Origin of the sequence: Kitasatospora sp. GP30 (assembly GCF_029892145.1) — a bacterium.
Taxonomy (GTDB): domain Bacteria; phylum Actinomycetota; class Actinomycetes; order Streptomycetales; family Streptomycetaceae; genus Kitasatospora; species Kitasatospora acidiphila.
The window spans coordinates 169,646-194,252 of record NZ_JARZAH010000010.1; the positions used below are offsets into that span (position 1 = coordinate 169,646).

The 24,607-nt window shown below is 72.6% G+C and carries 22 protein-coding genes; 11 read left to right on the forward strand and 11 right to left on the reverse strand.

Features of this window, described 5'->3' with window-relative positions; all coding sequences use genetic code 11:
- The first annotated feature begins 24 nt into the window (after nucleotides 1–24).
- Nucleotides 25–477 carry a hypothetical protein gene (locus P3T35_RS17945; protein WP_101380623.1) on the forward strand — a complete coding sequence of 151 codons (453 nt, stop codon included), beginning with the start codon at nucleotides 25–27 and terminating at the stop codon, nucleotides 475–477.
- 298 nt (nucleotides 478–775) lie between these two features.
- Here P3T35_RS17945 and P3T35_RS17950 read toward each other — a convergent pair whose 3' ends face one another.
- The 3 genes from P3T35_RS17950 to pdhA are packed head-to-tail and all read right to left on the reverse strand — an operon-like array spanning nucleotide 776 to nucleotide 4,217.
- A complete protein-coding gene (locus P3T35_RS17950; protein WP_280706705.1) occupies nucleotides 776–2,095 on the reverse strand; it encodes a dihydrolipoamide acetyltransferase family protein in 1,320 nt (439 codons plus the stop codon).
- A gap of 2 nt (nucleotides 2,096–2,097) precedes the next feature.
- The gene (locus P3T35_RS17955; protein WP_101380624.1) at nucleotides 2,098–3,084 is read right to left on the reverse strand and encodes an alpha-ketoacid dehydrogenase subunit beta; all 987 of its coding nucleotides are present in this window, start codon (nucleotides 3,082–3,084) and stop codon (nucleotides 2,098–2,100) included.
- 5 nt (nucleotides 3,085–3,089) lie between these two features.
- Nucleotides 3,090–4,217 (reverse strand): pyruvate dehydrogenase (acetyl-transferring) E1 component subunit alpha, encoded by a 1,128-nt coding sequence (gene pdhA / locus P3T35_RS17960; protein ID WP_280706787.1) that lies wholly within the window; start codon nucleotides 4,215–4,217, stop codon nucleotides 3,090–3,092.
- A gap of 178 nt (nucleotides 4,218–4,395) precedes the next feature.
- On the opposite strand from pdhA, the gene P3T35_RS17965 reads away from it, so the two are divergent.
- Nucleotides 4,396–4,959 (forward strand): Lrp/AsnC family transcriptional regulator, encoded by a 564-nt coding sequence (locus tag P3T35_RS17965; RefSeq protein WP_101380626.1) that lies wholly within the window; start codon nucleotides 4,396–4,398, stop codon nucleotides 4,957–4,959.
- Nucleotides 4,960–5,081: 122 nt separating this feature from the next.
- On the opposite strand, the gene P3T35_RS17970 is transcribed toward P3T35_RS17965, so the two are convergent.
- Nucleotides 5,082–5,663, reverse strand: coding sequence for a TetR/AcrR family transcriptional regulator (locus P3T35_RS17970; RefSeq protein ID WP_101380627.1), 582 nt, complete (start codon nucleotides 5,661–5,663; stop codon nucleotides 5,082–5,084).
- Between the two features lie 113 nt (nucleotides 5,664–5,776).
- Between P3T35_RS17970 and paaN the strand changes: the two genes are divergently transcribed.
- Nucleotides 5,777–7,459: a phenylacetic acid degradation protein PaaN gene (gene paaN, locus P3T35_RS17975; RefSeq protein WP_101380628.1), complete on the forward strand. Its 1,683-nt coding sequence runs from the start codon at nucleotides 5,777–5,779 to the stop codon at nucleotides 7,457–7,459.
- Nucleotides 7,460–7,555: 96 nt separating this feature from the next.
- On the opposite strand, the gene P3T35_RS17980 is transcribed toward paaN, so the two are convergent.
- From P3T35_RS17980 to P3T35_RS17990, 3 genes are all read right to left on the reverse strand, one after another.
- Entirely contained in the window at nucleotides 7,556–7,885 is a 330-nt protein-coding gene (locus tag P3T35_RS17980; RefSeq protein WP_101380629.1) for a hypothetical protein, read from the reverse strand.
- Nucleotides 7,886–7,903: 18 nt separating this feature from the next.
- Entirely contained in the window at nucleotides 7,904–8,386 is a 483-nt protein-coding gene (locus P3T35_RS17985; protein ID WP_101380630.1) for a hypothetical protein, read from the reverse strand.
- A gap of 74 nt (nucleotides 8,387–8,460) precedes the next feature.
- Nucleotides 8,461–9,279, reverse strand: a complete 819-nt coding sequence (locus tag P3T35_RS17990) for a MerR family transcriptional regulator (RefSeq protein ID WP_101380631.1) — start codon at nucleotides 9,277–9,279, stop codon at nucleotides 8,461–8,463.
- Nucleotides 9,280–9,398: 119 nt separating this feature from the next.
- On the opposite strand from P3T35_RS17990, the gene P3T35_RS17995 reads away from it, so the two are divergent.
- The 8 genes from P3T35_RS17995 (at nucleotide 9,399) to P3T35_RS18030 (ending at nucleotide 18,633) form a co-directional block, all read left to right on the forward strand.
- Nucleotides 9,399–9,806, forward strand: coding sequence for a nuclear transport factor 2 family protein (locus P3T35_RS17995; RefSeq protein WP_101380632.1), 408 nt, complete (start codon nucleotides 9,399–9,401; stop codon nucleotides 9,804–9,806).
- Between the two features lie 102 nt (nucleotides 9,807–9,908).
- Entirely contained in the window at nucleotides 9,909–10,670 is a 762-nt protein-coding gene (locus P3T35_RS18000) for an antibiotic biosynthesis monooxygenase (RefSeq protein ID WP_101380633.1), read from the forward strand.
- A 116-nt stretch (nucleotides 10,671–10,786) separates the two neighbouring features.
- Nucleotides 10,787–12,304, forward strand: a complete 1,518-nt coding sequence (locus tag P3T35_RS18005) for an FAD-dependent monooxygenase (RefSeq protein ID WP_101380634.1) — start codon at nucleotides 10,787–10,789, stop codon at nucleotides 12,302–12,304.
- A gap of 44 nt (nucleotides 12,305–12,348) precedes the next feature.
- A complete protein-coding gene (locus tag P3T35_RS18010; protein WP_101380635.1) occupies nucleotides 12,349–13,245 on the forward strand; it encodes an oxygenase MpaB family protein in 897 nt (298 codons plus the stop codon).
- 273 nt (nucleotides 13,246–13,518) lie between these two features.
- The gene (locus tag P3T35_RS18015; protein ID WP_218976680.1) at nucleotides 13,519–15,939 is read left to right on the forward strand and encodes a protease pro-enzyme activation domain-containing protein; all 2,421 of its coding nucleotides are present in this window, start codon (nucleotides 13,519–13,521) and stop codon (nucleotides 15,937–15,939) included.
- Nucleotides 15,940–16,254: 315 nt separating this feature from the next.
- A complete protein-coding gene (locus tag P3T35_RS18020) occupies nucleotides 16,255–17,289 on the forward strand; it encodes a hypothetical protein (protein WP_101380636.1) in 1,035 nt (344 codons plus the stop codon).
- Nucleotides 17,290–17,345: 56 nt separating this feature from the next.
- Nucleotides 17,346–17,810, forward strand: a complete 465-nt coding sequence (locus tag P3T35_RS18025) for an SAM-dependent methyltransferase (RefSeq protein ID WP_101380637.1) — start codon at nucleotides 17,346–17,348, stop codon at nucleotides 17,808–17,810.
- Between the two features lie 52 nt (nucleotides 17,811–17,862).
- Nucleotides 17,863–18,633 (forward strand): RNA methyltransferase, encoded by a 771-nt coding sequence (locus tag P3T35_RS18030; RefSeq protein ID WP_280706758.1) that lies wholly within the window; start codon nucleotides 17,863–17,865, stop codon nucleotides 18,631–18,633.
- 12 nt (nucleotides 18,634–18,645) lie between these two features.
- Here P3T35_RS18030 and P3T35_RS18035 read toward each other — a convergent pair whose 3' ends face one another.
- The 4 genes from P3T35_RS18035 to P3T35_RS18050 all read right to left on the reverse strand — a co-directional run bounded on the left by P3T35_RS18035 (nucleotide 18,646) and on the right by P3T35_RS18050 (nucleotide 24,176).
- Nucleotides 18,646–20,892: an FUSC family protein gene (locus P3T35_RS18035; protein WP_101380639.1), complete on the reverse strand. Its 2,247-nt coding sequence runs from the start codon at nucleotides 20,890–20,892 to the stop codon at nucleotides 18,646–18,648.
- Between the two features lie 10 nt (nucleotides 20,893–20,902).
- On the reverse strand, nucleotides 20,903–21,988 hold the full coding sequence (locus P3T35_RS18040; RefSeq protein ID WP_107503384.1) for an HTTM domain-containing protein: 1,086 nt from the start codon (nucleotides 21,986–21,988) through the stop codon (nucleotides 20,903–20,905).
- A gap of 206 nt (nucleotides 21,989–22,194) precedes the next feature.
- Nucleotides 22,195–22,890: a DUF5819 family protein gene (locus tag P3T35_RS18045; protein WP_143676822.1), complete on the reverse strand. Its 696-nt coding sequence runs from the start codon at nucleotides 22,888–22,890 to the stop codon at nucleotides 22,195–22,197.
- Nucleotides 22,891–22,937: 47 nt separating this feature from the next.
- Nucleotides 22,938–24,176, reverse strand: a complete 1,239-nt coding sequence (locus P3T35_RS18050) for a rhodanese-like domain-containing protein (RefSeq protein WP_101380641.1) — start codon at nucleotides 24,174–24,176, stop codon at nucleotides 22,938–22,940.
- Between the last annotated feature and the right edge of the window lie 431 nt (nucleotides 24,177–24,607).

Below are 24,607 nucleotides of genomic sequence, written 5' to 3' on the forward strand. Positions count from 1 at the left end.
ATCCTTTTGCAAGGAGTATTTTTGATGTCTCGTCACTTTGGCTTCGTCGCCGCCGGTGTGGCCAGTGCAGCTCTCACCTTGACCGCGTTCGGCGCCACCGCCGCGTCGGCGGCGCCGTCGGCGGCCGACTGCGGGGGCAACCCGTACCACCTGCGGGTCTTGCAGGCCATCGACGTGAGTGCTTCCGGCAAGTCGCTGATCGCCGAGAACACCAAGTACACCTGCGGCGATGACGACGGCCAGTTCATTCCGGTGGGGAAGCCCAGGAAGTTCACCTTCGCACCCGGTGCCAAGGCCTTCTTGCTCAATCGCGTCCACCAGCAGCAGGTCAGTGTGACCGACCTCCTGCAGCGCGTTCACGCCTGCAAGACCAACCCTGGCGCCGTTCAGTACCCGGCCTCATGTCGTAGCCAGTACGTGATCACCGTCAACAAGACCGGCTCGATCACGACCATCGCCCAGCGCTACCAGCCCTGACCCGTCCACCCCTGCAGGCGCTCACCGGCACCCGCCGGGAGGGCGAGCGAGCCCAAGTGCCAGCTCGTCAGCACGGGCACCATCCGATGGTCGGCACGCCCCTCGGGTGCCGACCAACGGATGTGGCCGGCACGGCAGGCTCCGCGGTGCTGTCGAAGTCGGGGCTGCTTGCGACGGGAATGGCGGTGAGCACCCTTCGAACGCCACGCGCCGGGTATGACAGGCGCCCCGCTCAGTTCGGCTGCGGCGGTCACATGAAGCACCGCCGCAGCCTTGCATCCGTACCTCCGGCCCCCGCTCAGAGCTGCCGCAGCAGCATCCCCGGCCGCTCAACGCAGTCCGCGACGAACCGCAGGAATCCGCCCGAGGTACCGCCGTCGCAGACCCGGTGGTCGAAGGTGAACGACAGCTGTGTGACGTGACGCACCGTCAACTCACCCTCGTGGACCCACGGTTTGGCGACGATCCGGCCGATGCCGAGCATCGCCGCCTCCGGGTGGTTGATGATCGGCGTGGAGCCGTCGACACCGAAGACGCCGTAGTTGTTCAGCGTGAAGGTGCCACCGGTCAGCTCGGCCGGGGTGAGCGAGCCGGCTCGCGCGGCGGCGGTCAACCGGCCCAGCTCGGCGCCGAGTTGCTCGGTGCTGAGCTGCTGGGCGTCGCGCACCACCGGCACCACCAGGCCGCGGTCGCTCTGCGCCGCGAAGCCCAGGTGCACCGCGGAGTGCCGGCGCAGCGCCACCGCGCGGCCCTGCTCGTCCAGGTCCACGCTGGCGTTGAGCTCCGGGTAGCGGGCCAGGGCGGCCACGCAGATCCGGCCCAGCAGGGCCAGCAGGCTCACCTTGGGGGCATCGCCCTGGTTCATCTGGGCGCGGACGGCGAGCAGTTCGGTCGCGTCGGCGTCCACCCAGCAGGTGGCGGCGGGGATCTCGTGGTGGCTGCGGGTGAGCTTCTCGGCCACCGTGCGGCGCAGGCCGCGCAGCGGGATCACCTCATCGCCGGCCTGGGCCACGGCGACCGCGGGGGCAGTGGCGGCCGGGGCCTGCCCGGCCTGGATCGCGCGCTCCACATCGGCGCGCATGATCAGACCGTCCGGGCCGGTGCCGGTCACCGCGGCCAGCTCGATGCCGTGCTCGCGGGCCAGCCGGCGCACCAGCGGGGAGATCACGGCGACCACGGCGGGAGCGGTGGCCACCGGTGTAGGCGCGACAGCCACTGGCGCAGGCGCAACGGCCGCCGTTGCACCCGACACCCCCACCCGGCGGCGGCGCGCACCCTTGCCGCCCTCCGCCACGCCGTACCCCACCAGCGGCCGCTCCGCCGGCGTCTCGGCCGCAGCGGCGACCTGCGGCACCTCGGTGCCCGGCTCCGGCGACACCGCCACCGTGACCAGCGGCTGCCCGACCGCGCGCTCCTCGCCGACCTCGCCGAACCGCGCGGTCACCACCCCGCCGTACGGGCAGGGCACCTCGACCACCGCCTTGGCGGTCTCCACCTCCACCACCGGCTGGTCGACGGCGATCACCTCGCCGACCTCGACCATCCAGCGCACCACCTCGGCACCGGTCAGTCCCTCGCCCAGGTCGGGCAGCGTGAACTCGCGCACGATCGGATTCACGGTCAGTCCTCCCACTGCAGCTTGGCGACCGCGTCCAGGATCCGGTCCACGCCCGGCAGATGATGGTGCTCCAGCATCGGCGGCGGATACGGGATGTCGAACCCGGTGACCCGCAGCACCGGCGCCGCCAGGTGGTGGAAGCAGCGCTCGGAGACCCGGGCCGCGATCTCCGCACCCGTGCCGCCGAATCCGGTGGACTCGTGCACCACCACGGCCCGGCCCACCGAGCGGACCACGTTCTCCACCGTGGCGTCGTCGAACGGCACCAGCGAGCGCAGGTCCAGCACCGCCAGGTCCCAGCCCTCCGCGACCGCCGCCTCGGCCGCCTCCAGGCAGACCGGCAGCGACGGGCCGTAGGTGATCAGCACCGCCGAGCGGCCCGGCCGGCGCAGCACCGCCCGGCCGATCGGCTCCACCGCACTGGTGGTGTCCAGGTCGGCCTTGGACCAGTAGAGCCGCTTGGGCTCCAGGAAGACCACCGGGTCGTCGGAGGCGATCGAGGCGCGCAGCAGGCCGTAGGCGTCCGCGGCGGTGGCCGGGGTGACCACGTGCAGGCCGGGGGTGGCGGCGTAGTACGCCTCGGAGGAGTCGCTGTGGTGCTCCACCCCGCCGATGCCGCCGCCGTAGGGGATCCGCACGGTGATCGGCAGCGGCAGCTTGCCGGCCGTGCGGTTGCGCATCTTGGCGACGTGCGAGACCAGTTGCTCCATCGCCGGGTAGGCGAACGCGTCGAACTGCATCTCCACCACCGGACGCAGGCCGTACATGGCCATCCCGATCGCGGTGCCCAGGATGCCGGCCTCGGCCAGCGGGGTGTCCAGGCAGCGCTGCTCGCCGAACTCGGCCGCCAGTCCGTCGGTGATCCGGAACACGCCGCCGAGCCGGCCGACGTCCTCGCCGAGCAGATGGACCGAGGCGTCCTCGCGCATCGCGTCGCGCAGCGCGGTGTTGAGAGCCTGGGCCATGGTGACGGTACGGGTCGGGGTCATGGTTGTCACCGGTCGGCCTCCGCGGCCAGCTCGGCCGCCAACTGGTGCTGCTGCTCCAGGAGTTGCGGGGTGGGGTGGGCGTAGACATGCTGGAAGAGGGACATCGGGTCGAGCACCGGCTCGGCGTGGAACTCGGCGCGCATCCGGGCCGCCAGGGTCTCGGCCGCCTCACTGGCCTCGGCCGCGGTCGCGTCGTCCAGCAGGTCCATGGCGCGCAGCCGGCGCTCCATCAGCAGCAGCGGATCGTGCTCCTGCCAGGCCGCCACCTCGTCCGAGCCGCGGTAGCGGGTGGCGTCGTCGGCGTTGGTGTGGGCGTCCAGGCGGTAGGTCAGCGCCTCCACCAGGGTCGGGCCGCCGCCGGTGCGGGCCTGCTCCATCGCCTCGGCCAGCACCTGGTGCACCGCGACCACGTCGTTGCCATCCACCAGGCGGCCGCGCATGCCGTAGCCGACCGCCTTGTGCGCCAAGGTCGGCGCGGCGGACTGCTGGGTCAGCGGCACCGAGATGGCGTAGCCGTTGTTCTGCACCAGGAAGACCACCGGGGCGTTCAGCACGGCCGCGAAGTTCAGCGCCTCGTGGAAGTCGCCCTCGCTGGTGCCGCCGTCGCCCATCATGGCCAGCGCCACCACCGGGTCGCCGGCCAGCCGGGCCGCGTGCGCCAGGCCGACCGCGTGCGGCGCCTGGGTGGCCAGCGGGGTGCACAGCGGCGCGGTGCGGGTGGCGCGCGGGTCGTAGCCGGTGTGCGCGTTGCCGCGCAGCAGGGTCAGCGCCTCCAGCGGGTCGACGCCGCGGCCGACCACCGCCAGGGTGTCCCGGTAGCTGGGGAACAGCCAGTCGCCCGGCCGCAGCACCATGGCGGCCGCCACCTCGCAGGCCTCCTGGCCGGTCGAGGACGGGTAGACCGCGAGGCGGCCCTGCTTGGTCAGGGTGGTGGCCTGCTGGTTGTAGCGGCGGCCCACCACCAGTCGCCGGTAGAGGTCCAGCAGCAGGGCCGGATCCTGGTCCTTGAGCTCGTCGGTGTCGAGCATCCGGACCGGCGACGGGTCCGGCAGGAGGGGCGCGGGATCGGTCCGCGGTGCGGTCGCACCGGGGAGCCAACCGGGCACCGGCGAGGTCGGCCGGTGTTCGAGCATGGTCATCGGGCACCTCCAAAGGGTGGGGAGGGCAGCAGGGCAGCAGCGGGGGATTGCCTCCCAACCGATTGTTCGGTTGTCTTTTCATTGTGGCCACAGCACGGTGAAGGTGCTGGACAATCGGCCCGCTCGGCAGTCTGCTGAAAGCAGCACGTCCATCATCGGAGAGCTGGGGGACATGAGCACTGAACAAATGGTCGGACCGAGTGGCGCCAGACCGGTGCTGCCCGCGCCGTCGCCGGCCGGCGGGCCGCTGGTCGGCGCGCCGCCGGCGGTCAGCACGTCACCGGCGGTCGAACGCGGCCTGGACCGGGTGGACCGCTCGATCCTGCGGCTGCTCCAGCAGGACGGCCGGGCCTCGGTGCGCTCGGTGGCCGAGCGGGTGCACGTCTCCCGGGCCAACGCCTACGCCAGGATCGCCCGGATGATGGAGGACGGGGTGATCCGCGGCTTCACCGCACGGGTCGACCACGAACGGGCCGGGCTGAGCGCGTGCGCCTACGTCACCCTGAAGATCGTGCAGAACTCCTGGCGCAGCGTGCGGGAGCGGCTGCTCGACCTGCCGGGGGTCGCGCACATCGCGCTGGTCGGCGGGGAGTTCGACGTGCTGCTGCTGGTGCACACGGCCGACAACCGGGAGCTGCGGGAGCTGGTGCTGAACAGCATCCAGTCGATCCCCGACGTGCTCTCCACCCAGACCCTGCTGGTCTTCGAGGAGACCGACCGGGTGCCCCCGGCCTGACCCTGCCGCCTCGGGGCCTCAGGCCCGCGGGGCTTCGCTCAGGCCTGCACCGCTTCGCTACGGCCCTCAGGCCCGCACGGCCTCGCTACGGCCCTCAGGCCCGCACGGCTTCGCTACGGCCGTCAGGCCCGCAGGCCGTCGAACGCCAGCCGGACCACGGCATCCGCGATGCCGTCGGTGCCGCCGTGGTCCGGGCGGTACCACTCCACGATCGAGTTGATCATGCCGAAGAGCAGCCGGGTGGCCAGCCTCGGCTCCACGTCCGCCCGCAGCTCGCCGGCCGCCACCGCGTCCCTGAGCAGCTCGGCCACCCGGTGGTCGAAGTCCCGCCGCCGCTCCAGCGCCCACAGCTCGGTCTCGGTGTTGCCGCGCACCCGCAGCAGCAGGGTCACGTACGGCAGCTCGGTGAGCAGCACCTCGGCCGTGCGCCGCACCACGTGCTCCAGCCGGTCCACCGGGTGGCCCTGCCCGGACTCCGGCTCGTCCAGGATGCCGAACAGCCCGTCCAGCGCCCGGCCCACCGCGAGCCGCAGCAGCTCCTCCTTGCCGCGCACGTGGTGGTAGATCGAGGACTTGGAGATCCCGGCCGCCCGCGACAGGTCCTCCATCGAAGTGCCGTCGTAGCCGCGGTCGTTGAAGACCTGCACGGTGACCGCGAGCAGCGAGTCGACGGTGTAGGTGGTGCGGGTGGGGTTCTCGGCCATGCTCCGAGTATCCACGCCGCACGGACCGATGCGGCGCGGGGGCTGTTGAGCCGACCGATCGTTCGGTTACGCTGAGAAGCGTCAGCCCCTACCTGTCTTCCGAGGAGCGCCGCATGGCCCCCGTCGACGAACTGATCGAGCGTCACCAGGACACCCTCTCCCGGGCGCTGACAGCGCTCGCCGAGCGGGACTACTGGTCCCCGTACCCGGAGATCCTGAAGGCTTACGGCGAGACCGGCGCCGCCGACGGCAAGGCCGCCTTCGAGGCGCTGCTCGGCGCCCCCTTCGCGCTGCCCGGCCACCCGGAGTCCGGTGAGACGGCCGGCTCCGAGGTCTCGCCGTACGGCATCGAGCTGAACATCGGCTACCCGCGCGCCGACGTGGACGCCCTGCTCACCGCCGCCGCGGCCGCCCGCCCCGACTGGGCCGCCGCCTCGCCGGCCGCCCGCGCGGCGGTCTGCCTGGAGATCCTGGCCCGGATCAACGCGCGCTCGCACGAGATGGCCCAGGCCGTGATGCACACCACCGGCCAGGCCTATGCGATGGCGTTCCAGGCCGGCGGCCCGCACGCCCAGGACCGCGGCCTGGAGGCCGTCGCCTACGCCTACGCCGAGCAGGCCAAGCTGCCCGGCACGGCCTCCTGGACCAAGCCGCAGGGCAAGCGCGACCCGCTGAAGCTCAGCAAGGACTTCATCACCGTGCCGCGCGGCACCGCGCTGGTGATCGGCTGCAACACCTTCCCGACCTGGAACGGCTACCCCGGCCTGTTCGCCTCGCTGGCCACCGGCAACCCCGTGGTGGTCAAGCCGCACCCGCGCGCCGTGCTGCCGCTGGCGCTGACCGTGCGGATCGCCCGCGAGGTGCTGACCGAGGCCGGCTTCGACCCCGACGTGGTCATGCTGGCCGTCGAGCGGGACGGGCAGGGCATCGCCAAGACCCTCGCCGTCCACCCCGACGTGCGGATCATCGACTACACCGGCTCCACCGAGTTCGGCGACTGGCTGGAGGAGAACGCCAAGCAGGCGCTCGTCTACACCGAGAAGGCCGGCGTCAACACCGTCGTCATCGACTCCACCGACGACTACAAGGGGATGCTGAACAACCTCTCCTTCGCCCTCTCCCTCTACACCGGCCAGATGTGCACCACCCCGCAGAACCTGCTCATCCCGCGCGCCGGCATCACCACCGACCAGGGCCCCAAGTCCTACGACGAGGTGGTGGCCGACCTGGCCCGCGCCATCGAGGGCCTGCTCGGCGACGACGCCCGGGCCACCGCGATCCTCGGCGCCGTGGTCAACCCGGCCGTGCTGCAGCGCAGCGCGGCGGCGGCCGGCGGCGAGTACGGCGACCTGGCGCTGGCCCCCCGGGTGATCGAGCACCCCGAGTTCCCCGGCGCCACGGTCCGCACCCCCGCCCTGGTCAAGGTCGAGGCGCACAAGCCGGACGACCGTTCGCACTTCCTCACCGAGTGCTTCGGCCCGATCTACTTCGCGGTGGCCACCGAGTCCACCACCGACGCCGTCGACCTGCTGCGCCAGACCGTCACCGAGCAGGGCGCGATGACCGCCACCGGCTACACCACCTCCCCCGAGGTCGAGCACGCCCTGATCCAGGCCTGCCTGGACAGCGGCGTCTGCCTCTCCCTCAACCTGACCGGCGGGGTCTACCCCAACCAGACCGCCGCCTTCTCCGACCTCCACGGCACCGGCGCCAACCCGGCCGCCAACGCCGCCTACACCGACGCCGCCTTCGTGGCCAACCGCTTCCGCGTCATCGAGGTCCGCCGCCCCGCCTGACCCGCCCGACCCCCGAACCGCGGCCCGCCCGGCAGAGCATGCACTCGCCGGGCGGGCCGCCCACATCTGGCGGGCTCGATTCCGTCCCGCTGGGAATCACTCGGTCTCCTTGGGATGTCCCATCGAGGCTCGAACGATCCAGCAGACCCTGTTCACCTCATCCACCAGGTACCAGATGCGGCCGCCGCCGGTGACCTCGATCTGCCACTGCGGGTAGGCCTTGCCCCGATGGGTGCCGGTCGCGAGCTTGTACTTCAGTCGACTGTGGCGCGGCGTCTGCACCACCGGACTCGGATTGGTCCGCATCGTCTTCCAGGCCGCGAGCGCATTGCTGCGGGCCTGCTGACACAGGTCGTCCCAGCCCTTCCCAGCTTCGGCACTGGCGGCTCGCACGTCGAACTCGCCGTCGCCGGGAGGCGGAGCCACCCGCCCCCCGCTTCGTCGTCACTCGTCTGCCATCCCAGGAGGAGACACCGGTCCGTAGTCTTCCCCGGTGTCGGTGGTGAGCGCGGCGAACAGCTCGGAGTCCGAATACGCCTCGGCCGTGTGCTTCCAGGCCGCTATCACGGTCGCGATGGGGTCGATCATCCCCAGCGCCGTGCTGGCCTTGGCGGTATCGACCAGTTCGACGAGGAACTCTCGCACCGCCTCAGCCGGCAGGAAGCGGACCCATGGGAAAGCCTCCGGGAAGACCTTGGTGAGCAGCTCGACCACCTTCGGCTCGCTGCGCATCAGGGCGACGAACATCCGGGTCGTGGAGTCGACGATCTCAACGGCCTGTTCGGCCCTGGCGGCGGTGGTCAAGTAGAGGTCCTCATCGCCGCGCCGGGTGAGCCGGATGCCGTGCCTGGGCGCCCGGTCCATCTTGGCGACGGTGTCCTTCGGCTTCTGGAGGAGCTCGGAAAAGGTGGCTTGGGCCAGACTCATACTTCAAAGGTAGTTCAGAACTAAGTCGCCGTCCACGCCGTTCACCCGATCGAGGTTCAGCCGGCCCACCCCCCTCACCCCGCCCCCGCGCGGAACACCGGCCAGCCGATCTCCGTGCGCCAGCGGCCGCTGTCCGGGGTGTCGCGGGGGCCGACCAGGTAGTGCTCGCGGATCGGGCCGTCGACCGGCAGGGCGTGGCGGGCGACGTGGGCGGCCAGCAGGCCGTACGTCTGGGCGGTGTCGACGGCGGGGCCGGCGTGGACGATGACGGCCAGGTCGACCGCGGGCAGGGCGGTGGCCGTGGCGCGGCCCAGGGGGCGGACGGGGGCCGCGCACGGCACGTAGACGGTGACGGTGCCGCGGTGCTCGGCGAAGAAGTCGTCGCCGTAGACCCCGCCGGGTGGGCCGTCCGGCGTCGCGCCCTGGGCGGCCAGCAGGCCGTAGAGCTCCCCCAGGGCGCCCTGGAGCCAGAGGCAGGCGTCGGCGGCGGCGACCGTCTCGGTGATCGCCAGCACCGGGGTCTCGGGCACGCCGCGCAGCTCCAACTCGACCTCGGTGGCGGGCGCGAGCAGGTTCCGCAGGGCCTCGACGGCGCCCTGGGTGCGGGCCAACTCGGCTTCCATCCGGGCCAGATGAGCGGTCAGCCGGCCATTGCGGGACGCCAGGTCCGGCGCCGCCAGCAGCGCCTGGATCTCCTCCAGCGGCATGTCCAGGTCCCGCAGCCGCCGGATCACCTGCGCCGCGCCGATCTGCTCCACCTCGTACCGCCGGTAGCCCGTCACCGGGTCCACGGCGGCCGGCTCCAGCAGGCCTAACTGGTGGTAGTGGCGCAGGGTTTTGACGGTCAGGTGGGTGGCCCGGGAGAAGTCACCGATCGAGAGGTAGCTCGCCATGGCCCCATTCTGCGGGTCTCCCCTGGGGGGAGGGTTTCCCCGGCCGATGCCCCTTGCCCCTCCCACCACCACAGCCCCGAGCCTGGTCCCACCGAATCGCCGCTACCCGAGGAGCACCCGTGACCACCTCCCCGCTCGACCTGGAGCTCACCGAGGCCGAGATCGCCGACCTGGTGGCCCGCTACCTGGCCGTCTGGACCGAGCCCGACGCCGCCCGCCGCACCGCCGCCGTCGCCGAGCTCTGGGCCCCCGACGCGGTCCACCTGGCCGATCAGGGCGCCGAGTTCAGCGGCCTCGCCGAGCTGGGCCGGAGGGTCGCCGGCACCTACGAGCAGTTCGCCGGCACCTTCGCCGTCACCGCGGCCGACGACGCCCGCGGCCACCACGACTGCGTGGTCTTCACCATCCAGCTGGAGGCGGGCGGCGAGGTCGCCTGGGCGGCCCGGGCCGTCCTGCAGCTGGACGAGAACGGCCGGATCCGCCGCGACTACCACTTCACGGTCAAGAAGCTGGCCCAGCCCCAGTGATACGGGCGCATCAGGCGCCGACGCGCCATCGGGTCCCCCGTTCCGGTTACTTACCGCCATGTCGGTTCCCGTCACAGCGCCGCGCTGCGCTTGAGTCGCCCCATGATTGTCGAGTACATCCGCTACCGCATCGACGACGCCCGCCGCGAGGCCTTCGAGCAGGCCTACCAGCGGGCCGCCAACGCCCTGCAACAGGCCGAGCAGTGCGTGGACTACGAGCTGACCCGCTGCACCGAGGACCCCCAGGACTACATCCTGCGGATCCGCTGGACCTCCGCCGAGGACCACCTCCAAGGCTTCCGCAAGGGCGAGCACTTCGCGGCGTTCTTCGCGCAGATCCGCTCGTACGTCCAGGACATCGAGGAGATGCGGCACTACGAGGCGACCCCGGTGGCCGGCCGTGGGGGCTCGACCCCGACGCTCTACGAATGGGCCGGCGGGCAGCCCGCGATGGAGCGGCTCTTCACCAGGTTCTACCAGCGGGTGGACGAAGACCCGCTGCTGGCACCGGTCTTCGCCGACAAGGAGCCCGACCACGCGCTGCGGGTCGCGGCCTGGCTGGGGGAGGTGTTCGGCGGTCCGGCCCGCTACAGCACCGAGCGCGGCGGCCACCGTCACATGGCGGCCCGCCACCTGGGCCGCGGCATCACCGAGCAGCAGCGGCGCCGGTGGGTCGCACTGCTGCTGGACACCGCCGACGAGGTGGAACTGCCTGCCGACCCCGAGTTCCGCGCCGTCCTCGCCTACTACCTGGAGTGGGGCACCCGGATGGCCTTGCTCTACTCGGGCCCGACCCCGCCCCCGCTGCCGGAAACGCCGATGCCGCGCTGGGACTGGGGCATCACCCCGCCCTACCGGGGCTGACGGCGCCGGTACCCGCCGTGCCGCAGCCACGGACAACCGGCCCGCGAGGGTGGCAAGCTGAGAGCGGGCCGGGAACGGCTCGCCGCAGCTTGCCTTTCGACACTCGGGGAGATCGCATGACCAGTACGGTGACGGAGTCGGAGGTCACGGTGGTCGGTGCCGGGCCGACCGGGCTGCTGCTGGCCGGGGATCTGGCGGCCGCCGGGGTCAAGGTGGTGGTGCTGGAGAAGCGCGCCGCCGAGTCCAACCTGACCCGGGCGTTCGCCGTGCACGCCCGCTCCCTGGAGCAGTTGGACGCCCGGGGCCTGGCCGATGAGCTGATCGCCACCGGCACCCCGGTCAGCCGGCTGCGGCTGTTCAACAGCCTGGAGCTGGACCTCGGGCAGTTGCCCAGCCGGTTCCCGTTCGTGCTGATCACCCCCCAGTCGCACACCGAACGGCTGCTCCAGGAGCGGGCATTGAAGGCCGGCGCGGTGCTGCTGCGGGACCACCGGGTGACCGGTCTGCGGCAGGACGCCGACGGGGTGACGCTGCAGGCGCAGACCGCCGACGGGCCGGTGAGCCACCGCGCCCGCTACGTGGTGGGCGCCGACGGGGTGCGCAGTTCGGTGCGCGAGCTGGCCGGCATCCCGTTCCCCGGCGAGTCGGTGGTCAACTCGGTGGTGCTGGCGGACGTTCGGCTGGAGCGGGCGCCGAGCGAGCTGCTGTCGGTCGGCGCCACCGGCGACGGCTTCGCCTTCGTGGTGCCGTTCGGGGACGGCTGGTACCGGGTGATCGCCTGGGACCGCCACCACCAACTGCCGGACGACGCACCGGTGGAGCTGGCCGACCTGGCCGAGCTGACCCGTCGGGCGCTGGGCGAGGACTACGGGCTGCACGACGCCCGCTGGATGTCCCGGTTCCACAGCGACGAGCGGCAGGCGCCGCGCTACCGGGACGGCCGGGTACTGCTGGCCGGGGATGCCGCGCACTGCCACTCCCCGGCGGGCGGGCAGGGCATGAACACCGGCCTGCAGGACGCCGCCAACCTCAGCTGGAAGCTGGCGGCGGTGGTCCGGGGTCAGGCGCCGGAGAGCCTGTTGGACAGCTACCAGGACGAGCGGCACCCGGTCGGCAAGCTGGTGCTGCGGCTGTCCGGCGGGCTGATCCGGATGGCGCTGGCGCAGTCCACCCCGATGCGGGCGGTGCGCTCGATGGTCGGCGGGATGGGCGGGGTGGTCAACCCACTGGTGACGCGCGGGGCGCGGCTGGTCTCCGGGATCGGGATCCACTACCGCGCCGAGCCGGGCTCGCACCCGCTGGCCGGCAAGCGGGTGCCGGACCTGCGGCTGGCCCAGGACGCCCCGGACGCCCCGGGCCGACTCTACGAGGCGTTGCGGGCTGGGAAGTTCGTGCTGGTGAGCACCGACGAGCGGGCACCCGGCTCGGTCTTCAGCGGGCTGGAGCAGGAGGTCACGGCGCCCTGGCGGGGGCGGCTGGTGCACGCGGCCCCCGCCGACCCGCACGGCAAGCTGCGGGCCACCGTGCTGCTGGTGCGCCCGGACGGCTACGCGGCCTGGGCGGCGTCCGACCCCAGCCGGGAGGAGCTGCGCCGGGCCCTGGAGCGGTGGGTGGGCGAGCCCGCCGGGGAGTGAGCTGACCGCTGCTCAGTTCGACTGCTGTGCGACGATACGTCGCTATGAAGCGCTTCGACCGCCTGCGCCAGATCCGCCGTCTCGACCCGGAGCGGGACTGCCTGGAGATCTACCGGCTCTCCTCGGCCTACGAGTTCCCGTGGGACCACACCAGGGCCCTGGAGCTGGCGCTCTACCGCACCTACGCGGTGCCGAGCATCGGGCGGCTGCTGGACCGGACGGCCGAGCTGACCAAGCGGTCCCAGAAGCGCTACGACGACACCTCGCTGCTGCTGGGCGCGGTGGTGGAGCACGGCTTCGACAGCGAGCGCGGCCGGATGGCGATCCGCCGGATCAACCAGATGCACCAGCGCTACGACATCAGCAACGAGGACATGCGCTACGTGCTCTGCACCTTCGTGGTGGTGCCCGAGCGGTGGATCGCCGAGTACGGCTGGCGGCGCCTCAGCGAACACGAACTGCGGGCCACCGCCGCCTACTACCGGCGGCTCGGCGAGCTGATGGGCATCCAGGACGTCCCGCGCACCCACCAGGAGTTCGAGGAGTGCCTGGACGCCTATGAGGCCGAGCACTTCGGCTGGGACGAGGGGGCCCGCCGGGTCTCCGACGCCACGCTGGGGCTGATGGCCTCCTGGTACCCGGCACCGCTGCGGCCGGCGGTCAGGGCGGCCAGTCGGGCGCTGCTCGACGAGCCGCTGCGCCGGGCCTTCCGGTATCCGGACCCGGCCCCGCTGACCGTCTCGCTGGTCTCCAGCGCGCTGCGGCTGCGGGCCCGCGTGGTGCGGGCCCTGCCGCCGCGCCGCCGGCCGCACTGGGCCCGGCAGAACCCGGAGATCAGGAGCTACCGGGCCGGCTTCCGGATCCCCGAGCTCGGCACCTTCCCGAGCGCGGGGGCCGGCTGCCCGGTGCGCCCCTTGGGCCCGCTGGCGGCGGAGGAATAACCGACCGGCGAAGCGCCGTCGGAACGCTCCCGAACTACCGGCTCCCGCGCGGCGCCGGCACTTCGCTTGTCTATACCAATCCTATTCACTGTATGGAAATTGCTTCACTCGGTTGAATTTGCTGGTTTCCACACTTGACTGTTATTTGTCAGTTCATTACCTGATCATTGCTCAACTCCCAGGGAACTTCTGGGATCTTCATCAGAAGCGTTTTCGACCCCACACGTAAGAACGTCTGCCGACGCCTGCGCGCGTCGGCTGGAGGAGGAGCCCGTGCGTCCCCGCCCCCTCGCCCTCGCCGCCGCGATAGCCCTGCTGCCGCTCTCGGTCGCTTCGCTGGGCATCAGCAGCGCCCAGGCCGCCACCCCCAATGCCGCGGCCCCGCGGGTGGCACTGCCCGACACCGTCGCCCCGGCGGTGGCCCACTCGCAGAAGCAGGGCGACGTCCCCGCGACCCAGCAGCTCACCGTCGCCGTCGGCCTGAAGCTGCGCAACAGCGCGGACCTGGACGCCTTCCTGGCGCAGGTCTCCAACCCCAAGTCGCCGCAGTACGGCCACTACCTGACCCCGCAGCAGTTCGCCGACCGGTACGCGCCCACCCAGGCCGACATCGACCACGTGGTCAAGTACCTGGCGTCGCACGGCCTGACCGCCACGGTCTCGGCCAACCGCCAGGTGATCGACGCCAAGGGCACCGCGTCCCAGATGTCCGCGGCCTTCGGCACCCACGAGAGCGCCTACTTCGACGCCCACCAGCAGAAGAAGTTCTTCGCCAACGACGGCGCCGCCTCGCTGCCGGCCGACGTCGCCTCGCTGGTGGCCGGCGTGGGCGGCCTGTCCAACCACACGGTGCGCACCCCGAGCCTGGCCAAGCCCGGCAACGCGGCCCCCAACACCGCCCCGAGCGGCTACGGCCCGGGCCAGTACGACGGCGCCTACAACCTGAACAAGGTCGGCGCCGACGGCACCGGCGTCAAGGTCGCGCTCTGGGAGTTCGACGGCTACAAGTCGTCCAACCTCACCACCTACGACAGCCAGTACGGCCTGACCGGCCCCGCCGTCACCACCGTCCCGGTGGACGGCCAGAACTACGACAGCGCCCCCGGCCAGGGCCAGGGCGAGGTCGAGCTGGACTCGGAGATCGTCCGCGGTGTCGCCCCCAAGGCCACCCAGCTGATCTACGAGGCCCCCAACAACGACCAGGGCGAGATCGACATGGCCGCCAAGATCGTGGCGGACAACCAGGCCTCGGTGATCTCCATATCCTGGGGCTCCTGCGAGCCGGACACCACCGCCTCGGTGATGACCACGGTCTCCAACTCCTTCAAGCAGGCCGCCGCCCAGGGCATCTCGGCCTACTCCGCCTCCGGTGACGACGGCTCGCGCGACTGCACCCGCTCGACCAGCGGTGCGGGCGTCAAGGCGGTCGACTACCCGGCCTCGGACCCGTACGTGACCGGCGTCGGCGGCACCAACCTGCAGCTGTCCGGCACCAACTACGGCTCGGAGAGCGCCTGGAGCACCGCCGGCGGCGGCGTCTCCACCCAGTTCGGCAAGCCGTCCTGGCAGACCGGCACCGGCGTCAGCGGCACCATGCGCACCGTGCCGGACGTCTCCTCCAACGCCGACCCGAACAGCGGCTTCGCCATCTACACCCAGGGCACGTCCGCCCCGGGCTGGCAGGTCTACGGCGGCACCAGCGCCGCGGCCCCGCTCTGGTCCGGCTACACCGCGCTCTTCAACCAGAAGGCCAAGGCGGCCGGCAAGGCCAACCTCGGCCAGGCCAACCCGGCGCTCTACCAGGTCGCCAACTCCTCGGCGTACGACACCGCCTTCCACGACGTCACCACCGGTGCCAACCAGGACTTCTCGGCCAAGACCGGCTACGACCAGGTCACCGGCTGGGGCTCCCCGGTCGCCGACGCGCTGACCACCGCACTGCTGGGCGGCTCGGGCTCGAGCACCGGCGGCAACACCGTGACCGTGACCAACCCGGGCAACCAGACCGGCACCGTCGGCACCGCCGTCTCGCTCCAGGTCAAGGGCACCGACTCGGCCAGCGGCCAGTCCCTGAGCTACTCGGCCACCGGCCTGCCGGCCGGCCTGTCGATCAGCTCCTCGGGCCTGATCAGCGGCACCCCGACCGCCGCGGGCACCAGCACCGTCACGGTCACCGCCACCGACTCCACCGGCGCCACCGCGGCCGCCGGCTTCACCTTCACGGTCGCCACGGCCTCCAGCTGCACCCCGGGTCAGCTGATCGGCAACAGCGGCTTCGAGTCCGGCACCGCCTCGCCGTGGACCGCCTCCTCCGGCGTCATCACCAACAGCACCGGTGAGGCCGCCCACAGCGGCAGCTGGTACGCCTGGCTGGACGGCTACGGCACCACCCACACCGACACCCTGTCGCAGAAGGTCACCGTCCCCGCCAACTGCAAGGGCACCTTCACCTTCTGGCTGCACGTCGACACCGCCGAGACCGGCAGCACCGCGTACGACACGTTGACCCTGGCCGCCAACGGCACCACGCTGAAGACCTGGTCCAACGTGGACGCCGCCAACGGCTACGTCCAGCAGACCGTCGACCTGTCCGCCTACGCCGGCCAGACCGTCACCCTGCAGTTCACCGGCACCGAGGACTCCAGCAACCAGACCAGCTTCGTCATCGACGACGCGAACCTGAACGTCGGCTGACAACAAACCGTCATCACCTGGTAGCGCGCAGATACCGATTTGCCGAATAATCCCAGGGAGTGAGACAACCCGCTGTTTCCGGGCAATGCCCGGAAACAGCGGGTTTGTTGCATTCTTGTTTCCGGCCTTTGGAGATGCCGGTAAACAACGTGAAGTTAATTTGTCGTGACCACTGTCATAGGGGCCCGCAGATGACGTAACCTCTGGTGCCTGCGTAAGGTTCCTTCAGCTCGGTGGTGTCCCCACAACGCCATCGGGCCGGTCCCGCCGCGTAATCTCCGGGCAACGGGGCGGCTGGTGGGGAAGGTTATTCGCATGGGCTCGCAATACCAGCAGAACTCCGGGCATCTCCGTCTGGTGGAACAGCGGCAGACGGCCTCGGTGCTGCTGCGCGGCCAGTCGGTTCCGCAGGTCGACCTGCGGCCGGTCGCCGCGGCCTGCCCGGCCGTGCCGGCGGCGGGCGGCAATTTCGCCCAGACGCTGCACAGCGCCATCGAGGCCAGCGGGCTGAGCCTTGACCGGATCCGCACCGAACTGGCCCATCAGGGCGTCAGGGTCAGCGTCACGACGCTCAGTTACTGGCGGCGCGGGCGCAGCCAGCCGGAGCGCGCCGCCTCGGTCCGTGCGGTCGGCCTGCTGGAGGAACTGCTCGGCCTGGAGACCACCGCGCTGTCCAGCCTGCTCGGCCCGCCCCGGCCGCGCGGCCGCTGGGTCGCCCAGCAGGCCCCGGACAGCCTGCCGGTCTCCGCGGTCTGGCCCGAGGAGCAGCAGGTCGCCGAAGTCTTCGAGGAGCTGGACGCCCCACCGATCAGCGAGTTGGAGCGGCTCAGCGTCCACGACTCCTACTACGTCAGCGCCCGTCGGCAGGGTCAACTGCTGCGCACCCGCCAGGTGGTGCGGGCCACCGTGTCCGAGGTGACCCGCTGCCTGGTGGTGCACCAAGCCGACGCCAACGCGGCCGGCTGCCCGGAGATCACCGCGGTGCGGCACGCCCGGCTCGGCCGGGTGCGGCGCCGCCCGGGGATCGGGCTGCTGGTCGCCGAGCTGCTGCTGGACCGGCCGCTGGGGCTGGGCGACGCGGCGGTCTTCGAGTACGAGGTGGAGCTGCCGCCGTCCGAGCCGACCCAGCTGTACGGGCGCAAATTCGCCGTTCCGGTGCGGGAGTTCGTGCTCCAGGTGCACTTCGATCCGGCCGCGCTGCCGGCGCACTGCGAGCGCTACGAGCGGGACGGCGGCGACGACCAGGACCGGGTGCGCGAGCGGCTCTGGATCGGCGCCTCGGCCAGCGTGCACGCCCTGGTCACCGACCAGCAGCCCGGCCAGACCGGGATCCGCTGGGAGTGGGACTGACGCGGGCGGAACGGATGCGGCATGATCGTCGGCAACGACGAGGCGCAGGGGGAACGATGAGCCTGGTGGAGCTGGAGCCGATCGGCACCGTGGTCGGCGGTCGCACCGAGGTGGAGGACGACGACTGGGGCCGGGTGGCCGCCGTGATCGAGCTGGACGGCGACCGGTACACCGAGGAGGCGCTGCGCGGTCTGGACGCCTTCACGCACCTGGAGGTGGTCTTCCACTTCCACAAGGTGGCACCGGAGAAGATCGAGACCACCGCCCGCCGGCCGCGCGGCAACCCGGACTGGCCCGAGGTCGGCATCTTCGCCCAGCGCGGCAAGAACCGGCCCAACCGGCTGGGCGTCTCCCGCTGCCGCCTGCTGAGGGTGGACGGCCTGCAGGTGCACGTCCAGGGGCTGGACGCGGTGGCCGGCACCCCGGTGCTGGACCTCAAGCCCTGGATGGCCGAGTTCGGCCCGCTGGGCGACACCGCGCAGCCCGAGTGGGCGACCGAGCTGATGCGCCAGTACTACTGAGGCCCCGCGCCGGCGTCATGCGAGAGTTCTCGGCATGACCGACGATGCAGGCATGACCAGTCCTCAGGACCCCGACCTCGCCGTGCGCCGCTGGCGGGCGGCGGCCGAGCGGCCGGAGAGCCTGCTGATCGACGGCTTCCACGCGCTGAAGCACACCCTGCGGTTCGGCGGCGAGGTCCGCCAGGTGCTCACCGCCGACGCCGCCGGGCTGGCCGTGCTCGCCGAGAAGCTGGCGCCGGACGTGGCCGAGCGGATCCTGGCGGCCGCCACCGCGGTGCCGCCCGCCGTACTGCGCGAGCTGGTGCCCCGGCCGCACCCGACCGGGGTGGCCGCGCTCGCCGTCCGGCCCGACCTGGACGCCGTGCTGGACCGGCTGGCCGCGCTGCCGCGCCGCGCCCCGGTGGTGGTGCTCGACAACCCGCGCAACCTCGGCAACATCGGCGCCGTGGTCCGGCTGGCGGCCGGCTTCGGCGCCACCGGGGTGGTCACCACCGGCGACGTGGACCCCTGGCACCCGGGCGTGGTCAGGGCCGGCGCCGGACTGCACTTCGCCACCAACGTGGCCCGGCTGCCCGCCGACCGGCTGCCGGCCGGCCCGCGCTTCGTGCTCGACCCCGAGGGCGACGACATCCGCTCGGTGGTGCTGCCCGACGACGCGCTGCTGGTGTTCGGCTCGGAGCGGCACGGCGTCTCCGAGGAGCTGCGGGCCGGGGCGGACGGCCTGCTGGCGATTCCGATGCGCCCCCAGGTCTCCAGTTTCAACCTGGCGACCTCGGTCGGCATGGGGCTGTTCCACTGGATGTCCCACACCCGGTCGTCCTGACGGTCCGCCGGCTCAGCTGCGCGGCTGCAGCGCCCGCTCCAACTCGCCGAGGGCAGCCAGCAGCAGCCGGCAGCCCGAGCGGACCACGTCCTGCTGCTCGCTGGTGCCGCGGTGGCTGTACTCCAACTCCAGGTCGGTGGCCGGCATCTCGGCGTCCTCCCACTCCTGGTAGGCGGCCCGCAGCGGCGTGAAGTCCACCGAAGTGCCGGTCAGCACGGCGGCCCCGGCGGCGGCCGTGGCCTCGGTCAGCAGCGCGCCGAACTCGGCCGCCCCCGGCACCGGTTCGGCTGCCGCTCCCGGCAGGTGGGCCTCCATCAGCAGCGCCACCCGGGAGAGGTAGCCGAGCGCCTCGCGGGCCCGGCCCAGCTGCTTGCGGGTCAGCTGGGGATGCCGGTCGGCCAGCGCCACCGGCTCGGCGGCGGCCCGCTCCCGGGCCTGCAGGAACTCCGCCCGGGCCTCCCGGGTGGCCAGCAGGGCGGCCCGCACGGTGCGCGGGTCCCGGCCGGCCGGGTCGCCGTAGCCGGCCAGCACCGCCCCCGCGTACCGGCCCACCGCCGCGATCCACTCGGCGGTGCGCTCCGGCAGCCGCACCGTCTCCCAGGTCGGGAAGAGCGCGTAGGCGACCAGTGCCACCGCGCCGCCGAGCAGCGTCATCAGCACCCGCTCCCAGGCGTTCGCGAACGCACTGCCCGGCTCCAGGCTGAGCAGGAAGACCACGTAGCCGGAGACGAAGGTGGTGATCACCGCATAGCCGGTGCGCAGCAGGAGGTAGGCGAAGCTCATGAAGAGCACCGCCAGGGCGCAGGAGACCCACTGGTTGGGGTGGGCCAGCTCCACCACCGCGGTGGCCACCACCACGCCGGTGAGGGTTCCCAGGACGCGGGCCATGCCGCGGCTGTAGGTCTGGCGGAAGTCCGGGCGGATCACCATGGCGGCGGTCATCGCCGCCCAGTAGCTGTGGTGCAGCCCGGTCAGCTTGGCCAGCAGGTAGGCGGTGGTGACCACGCCGGACAGCCGAACCGCGTGGTGCAGCACCGGGGTGCCGAGTTGGATCTGCCGCCAGCCGGTGCGGATCGCCACCGGCACCATCCGGGCCACCCCCGGCCGCCGCAGCACCCCGTCGTGGCCGGCCACCGGTCCGGTCAGCGGGGTCTCCCGGCTGCGCTCCAGCTCGTCGGCGGCCCGGCCGAGCAGGGTGGTCATCAGGCGGGCGGCGCGCAGCGCGGGGCCGCGCAGCGCCTGCCGGCCGGAGGGGGCCAGCGTGGCGGGGGCCGACCTGGGATAGGCGACCGGGTCGCCGGTGCGGATCGCCCGGGCCAGCGCGTCCAGCATCTGCGCGGCGCCGGCCAGCACCTCGCGGGAGCGGTCGTACTCGGCCTCGTTCTCCGCCTCGGCCGCGGCCGACAGCCGGGCCTCCACCTCGGCCAGTTCGGGGTCCTCCGGCAGGTCGCTCGGCTGTGGGGACACCTCCCGGCCGAAGGCCGGGGGAGGCTCCAGCGGCTCGATGACCCGGCCGAACTCCACCTCGGCGATCGCCGCCAGGGTCGGCCGGATCCGCTCGGCGATGCCCCGCAGGCCGGGCAGCTCCGGTGGCCGGCGGCGCTCCTGCCAGGGTGTCAGGGCCTCGGCGTGCCGGGCCTCCATCAGCGGCTCCGGATCGAGGGTGGCCCGGGGGTCGTGCCGCAGCCGACGGGCGAAGTGGGCCAGCTCGGCGTAGGCGTCGGCCAGCGCGTCCCGGTGGGCGCCCCAGCTGCGCAGCGGCAGCACGATGATCACCAGGGCCTGCACCGCGCCGCCGAGCGAGCAGAGCAGGGCATGGCCGACCGCGGTCGACACGCTGACCGGCAGCTGGACCACCACCAGCATCACCGTGACGGTGTTCGCGGCCAGCACCCCGGCGGTCGGGCCCATCGACCACGCCAGCCCGGCGGCGAACGACCAGACGGCCAGCAGGAGCAGGAACAGCCCGGTCACCCCTACCGCCAGATAGCCCAGGAAGGTGCTGACGCCCAGTCCGATCCCGGCGGTCAGGGCCAGCGCGGGACGCGGCCGGAAGCTGCGCTGGAAGGTGGCGATCCCGGCGATGAAGCCGCCCATCGCGGCCGAGGTGGCCGGCCGGGGCCCGCTGGCCGCCAGCAGCGGGAAGATCAGCAACGCCACCGCGAACGCCCCGCGAGCCGCCCGCTTGGGCTCGTTGAACTGCCGCTCGACCTCCAGCGCGGCCCGGCTGGTATGACGAAGGGCATCAAGCCAGGGCATAACGGACAGTCTAGGCGGCGTGTGGCCGGCTGCCCGGCCACCACTCACCCGCCTTTCGGCCCAACCAGAGCAGCAGCCCGGTGGGCAGGAAGACCGCGTCCGCCGCGATCATCGCCACCGAGAAGAGCGGCAGGCCGAGCAGCACGGCGATCCCCAGGTGCTCCACGACCATCACCGCCAGCAGCACGTTCTTCAGCCTGCGGTTCACCAGCGTGAACGGGAACGCCACCTGCAGCAGCACGGTGCCGTAGGAAAGCAGGAAGACCAGCAGCGCGCTGGAGCCGAGCAGCGCCGACAGCCCGGGCCAGGGCGTGAAGTAGTCCAGGTGCAGCGGGTAGTAGAGCGCGGTGCCGTCCTGCCAGCGCGAGCCCTGCACCTTGTAGAGGCCGGCCGTCGCGTAGACCAGCACCACCTGGGCGCTGATCATGAACATCGCGCAGTGGTGCACCATGCTGCCGAGCGCGTCCAGCAGGGCCCGGGCCTCGCCGGCCGGCCGCCACCGGTTGACGGCCCACCAGATCCCGGCCACCGCCCAGAGCGTCCAGAACAGCGCGGCCCACCCGGGGCCGGCCCAGCCGCCCGCCGCCGACCAGGAGATCCAGCCGGCCAGCTGCGCCCAGCCCAGCAGACCCGCCGCCAGCACCCACAACGCCGGCCCGGACACCCCCGGGCCGACCCCCCGGGCCCGGCGGCGGGCATCCAGCGACCAGACCTCGGCGCACCGGGTGAAGGCCAGGTAGATCGCCATCAGATGGACCAGGTTGTCGCCGCCGTCGCCGACCAGCACGCTGCGGTTCTGCACCGACAGCACCCCGACCAGGAAGGCGACCGAGCTGAACCTGGTGCGCCAGCCGAGCAGCAGCAGCACCGCGGCCAGCAGGGTCAGCGCGTAGCAGCCCTCGAACCACCAGCGGCCGTCCTGCCACTCCAGCACCGAGAAGGCATGGGTCTGCTGCCCCAGCCGGCGGGCCAGATCGAGGCTCCAGGGCGACCGGTCGCCGTACAGCTCGCGGCGCCTGGGCCACTCGCGCAGCAGCTGGAGCAGGACCACCAGGGCGAAGCCGATCCGCACCACGGCCGCCTGGTAGCGGGCCATCGGGCGGCCGGTGAAGGCGGCGAAGGCGGCCGCCGCGGCCGTGCCGAACTGCCCGGCCACCCCGGGCCGGGCCGCCGCGGACAGCGGCGGCGCGGCGGCGCCGGTGGGCTCGACCGGACCGGGCTGGCGCGGGATGCCGGACAGCAGCTCCTGGCGGTCGCCCCCGGCACGGCCGGTGTCCTGGCGACCGGTTTCCTGACTGCTCATCACAACCCCGCGTAATCCTGGTCGGACACCGACCACCAGGGCAGCTCGCGCAGCTGCGGCCCGGTGGCGGCCGGCCGGTCGGTGGACCACGGCGGCGGGGCCACCGCCACGGTGTCGGCCCGCAGCTCGATGCCGGTGATCGGCGCCCCGCCCGAGGTCCGGCCGAGCCGCTGCAGCGCTATCCGCTTGAGGTAGTCGTCGGCCAGCGAGCTGCGCACCCCGGCGGTCGGCATGTCCCGGTCGTCGTGGGTGGTGTCGTAGAAGTCCCAGGCCCGGCGCAGCTCGTTCTGCTCGGCGTGGCTGGGGAACGGGTTGCCGCGGATCGCGGCGATGTCCTGCGCCGTCAGGTCGACCCAGCCGCCGTCGCCGACCGCGCTGCGGGCCCGGACCTGCACATTGATGTTGTTCTGCAGCGGATCCGGCGCGAACAGCCGCCAATTCTGCTCGAACTCCGGATAGACCAGCCCGTTCAGCTGGTTCTGGTAGCGCTGCGAGAGCGAGTTCGGCGGCGCGTTGCTGAGCAGCAGCGCGCCCAGCAGCACCGCGGTGGCCGACAGCAGCGCCACCCCGGCGGCGGACAGCACCACCAGCGCGGGCAGCGACCAGACCCGCGGCCCGACCCCGGGCGCCGCATCGGGATCGGGTTCAGCGCTCGGCTCCGGCTCCGGCTCAGCCGCCTCGCTCTGCTCCCCCATGGACTACTCCCCCTCCGGTCTGGTCGGCTGCGGCCCGCGCGGGCCGGTCAGAGCACGTACGCCTGGTCGCCCGAGCCGGACACCAGCGGGCGCCCCGCCTGCTCCCAGGCGAACATCCCGCCGTCCACGTTGAACGCCTCCCGGCCCTGCGCCACCAAGTACTGCACCACCTGGGCCGAGCGGCCGCCGACCCGGCACACCACGTACAGCGGACCGTCCGGCAGCTCGTCGAGCCGGGCGGTGAACTGGCTCATCGGCAGGTGCAGCGCACCCTCGGCGTGCCCGGCGTCCCACTCGTCCTGCTCACGCACGTCGATCAGCGCCGCACCGGCGGGAACGGTCTCGACCAGAACGGTGGGGATCTGCTGGAACATGCTCGAAGTCTCCTGTGGTGACGGTGGCTGGTGCGCCGATCGGGGTCCCCCTGACCGAAGGCAGGAGGAGGGCCCATTGTGCCTGGCGTGACCGCCGGCCGGGGAGGCTGCGCCGAGCAACTGCTCCAGCTCGCGCTGCCGTTCGGCGGCGGTGGCCAGCAGCTGGTCGGCCAGTTCGGTGAGCAGCTGCTCCGGCTCGCCCGGGGCCAGCGCCAGCAGCGAACCCATCGGGCTGGACTCCAACCGCACCTGCTCGGCGGCCAGTTCACCGATCCGGGCGCTCAGCCACTCCAGGCGCTGGCGCAGCCACTGGCCGCGCTCCGGGGCCTGCGGGTGCGGGGCCGCCTCGGGCGCCGTCGACCACTCCTCGGCGAGCGCCCGCAGCCCCGCGGTGTCGCCGCGGCCGTAGGCCTCGTTGGCCCGCGCGATGAACTCCGAGCGGCGCTGCTGCTCGGCCGGCTCGGTGGTCAGGTCGGGATGGGCGGCGCGGGCAAGCTCCCGGTAGAGCCGCTGCGCCTCCTTGTCGGGACGGACCCGGCGGGGCGGCTCCGAGACCTGCGGCTCGCTCGGCGGGCGCTGCTCGGACCGGGCCGCCTCGGCCTCCCGGATGTCGGCGAACAGCGCGTCCAGGTCGGGCAGCTCGGCCACCACCTGGCGCGCCTCGGCCGCCCGGCGGACGTCCTCCGGGTCGCCGGTGCGGGCCGCCCTCGCCTCGGCGACCAGCGCCTCCAACTCGTCCAGCCGGGCGTAGAGCGGGCCCAGTCGCTCATGGTGGATCAACGCGAAGTTGTCGATCTCCACCCGCAGCGTGGCCACGTCCACGTCCAGGGTCAGCCAGGCCAGCTCGGTGGCCGCGACCCGCTCCTCCAGGAGCGCCAACTCGGGGTCGAACCACTGCACAGGGGTGCTCATGCGCCCACCTCGCAGAACTCGGCGGGGGCATTCGCCCATGCGCACCTCTCCACGGTGACCTCTCCCCCAGCCTCCGGCCGGGGGGACCCCCAGCGCTCGCTCACGCCGCCCACCTCGCACAGCTCGACGAGGGCAGCCGCCCACGCGCACCCTCGGCGATTACGTCGCTCTGCTTGCTCACGTCGCCTCGCTCATCCACCCGGCCGAGCCTACCCGGGGGCGCGCGGGGCGCCGAGTACAGCGATTTCAGGTCAGGAATTGATGGACAGACCGTGCGAGACGGCGCACGCTGGGTGACACGCAACTGATACTGAGCAATCTGGCGGTTTCGGCACCGGTCTCCGGTCCGTCCATGCTTCGCTGGGAGCGGCAACAGCGACGCGGAGACCTGACAGCCGCACAGGTGGCGGCCCCAGCGCGGCTTGGACAGG

Coding starts and splice junctions, on each gene's coding strand:
- P3T35_RS17945 (WP_101380623.1), top strand. CDS start 25: ATGTCTCGTCACTTTGGCTTCGTCGCCGCCGGTGTGGCCAGTGCAGCT.
- P3T35_RS17955 (WP_101380624.1), bottom strand. CDS start 3,084: ATGACCCCGACCCGTACCGTCACCATGGCCCAGGCTCTCAACACCGCG.
- pdhA (WP_280706787.1), bottom strand. CDS start 4,217: ATGCTCGAACACCGGCCGACCTCGCCGGTGCCCGGTTGGCTCCCCGGT.
- P3T35_RS17965 (WP_101380626.1), top strand. CDS start 4,396: ATGAGCACTGAACAAATGGTCGGACCGAGTGGCGCCAGACCGGTGCTG.
- P3T35_RS17970 (WP_101380627.1), bottom strand. CDS start 5,663: ATGGCCGAGAACCCCACCCGCACCACCTACACCGTCGACTCGCTGCTC.
- paaN (WP_101380628.1), top strand. CDS start 5,777: ATGGCCCCCGTCGACGAACTGATCGAGCGTCACCAGGACACCCTCTCC.
- P3T35_RS17985 (WP_101380630.1), bottom strand. CDS start 8,386: ATGAGTCTGGCCCAAGCCACCTTTTCCGAGCTCCTCCAGAAGCCGAAG.
- P3T35_RS17990 (WP_101380631.1), bottom strand. CDS start 9,279: ATGGCGAGCTACCTCTCGATCGGTGACTTCTCCCGGGCCACCCACCTG.
- P3T35_RS18000 (WP_101380633.1), top strand. CDS start 9,909: ATGATTGTCGAGTACATCCGCTACCGCATCGACGACGCCCGCCGCGAG.
- P3T35_RS18005 (WP_101380634.1), top strand. CDS start 10,787: ATGACCAGTACGGTGACGGAGTCGGAGGTCACGGTGGTCGGTGCCGGG.
- P3T35_RS18010 (WP_101380635.1), top strand. CDS start 12,349: ATGAAGCGCTTCGACCGCCTGCGCCAGATCCGCCGTCTCGACCCGGAG.
- P3T35_RS18020 (WP_101380636.1), top strand. CDS start 16,255: ATGGGCTCGCAATACCAGCAGAACTCCGGGCATCTCCGTCTGGTGGAA.
- P3T35_RS18025 (WP_101380637.1), top strand. CDS start 17,346: ATGAGCCTGGTGGAGCTGGAGCCGATCGGCACCGTGGTCGGCGGTCGC.
- P3T35_RS18030 (WP_280706758.1), top strand. CDS start 17,863: ATGACCAGTCCTCAGGACCCCGACCTCGCCGTGCGCCGCTGGCGGGCG.
- P3T35_RS18035 (WP_101380639.1), bottom strand. CDS start 20,892: ATGCCCTGGCTTGATGCCCTTCGTCATACCAGCCGGGCCGCGCTGGAG.
- P3T35_RS18040 (WP_107503384.1), bottom strand. CDS start 21,988: ATGGCCCGCTACCAGGCGGCCGTGGTGCGGATCGGCTTCGCCCTGGTG.
- P3T35_RS18045 (WP_143676822.1), bottom strand. CDS start 22,890: ATGGGGGAGCAGAGCGAGGCGGCTGAGCCGGAGCCGGAGCCGAGCGCT.
- P3T35_RS18050 (WP_101380641.1), bottom strand. CDS start 24,176: ATGAGCACCCCTGTGCAGTGGTTCGACCCCGAGTTGGCGCTCCTGGAG.